This window comes from Ruegeria sp. AL12, assembly GCF_056540885.1.
The window spans coordinates 1-847 of sequence record NZ_JBQFXN010000091.1; the positions used below are offsets into that span (position 1 = coordinate 1).

The following is an 847-nucleotide window of genomic DNA, read 5'->3' on the forward strand; positions in this document are numbered from 1 at the left end:
GGTTCAGGGGAGTACGCCCTAAAGATTGATACAACCTCTCCGGAAACGGGTCGGTTGCAGAAGGAATATGACCTTCTGACGACCCTGTCGGCTTATTTCGAAGACACGCAGACTGTGCGAGTTGTTCGCCCTGTCTTCATCTCACCCTCGCAGACGTTCTTCGTGACAGAGTATATCGACCGTCCAACCGCAGCGGATATTATTCACAAAAGCCCTGATGCGGATCAGGTCGCCCAGATTTATCGACGCGCCGGAGAATGGCTGCACCATTTGCACGCGTATCGCCCGCTACAGAAATACGGATTTCGACCGAAATGGATGCTCGACAACATTCAGGCCGCAGCGGTGCATGTCCCACAAGAGATTCAACGCGAAAGCGCGGCAATGCTGGATGTGCTGACAAACGAAGCATGGAACCTCAGGGGCACTCTGGAAACGCAGGTGTTTTCACATGGTGATTTCCATGCACAGAACCTGATCGTAGGCCGAGGGCATATGATCGGTTTGGATTTCACCGAGGTCAGGGTGAAACTGGCCCCCTATGACATCGTGGACTTCCTGAAGTCCGATGTGTTTCGCGACGCTCCCCCTCAGGAAGTGGATCGCAGTGGCATTTTGAAAACAAACAAAGAGATGTTTTTCCGGCGTTACGCACACCCCATCCATATGAACATTCTGGACGCCTGCATCCGAGGACGGTTGATTTTGGACTGGTTGGCACTGTGGCAATTGAACCATCGCTGCAGCCCGTACGAGGAAGACAAACGGCACAGGCTGGGCAACCGACTGCGCATCGCATTTCACGACAGTGTTGATTAACGCAATTTGCGCGCTGCTAACAACATTG

Annotated in this window: 1 protein-coding gene; it reads left to right on the forward strand. The window is 53.0% G+C overall.

Going from position 1 to position 847, the window contains the following annotated elements; translation table 11 throughout:
- The coding region (locus ACR0C6_RS21560) for a phosphotransferase family protein (protein WP_480621167.1) at nucleotides 1-819 on the forward strand (819 nt) is incomplete at its 5' end.
- Nucleotides 820-847: the final 28 nt, after the last annotated feature.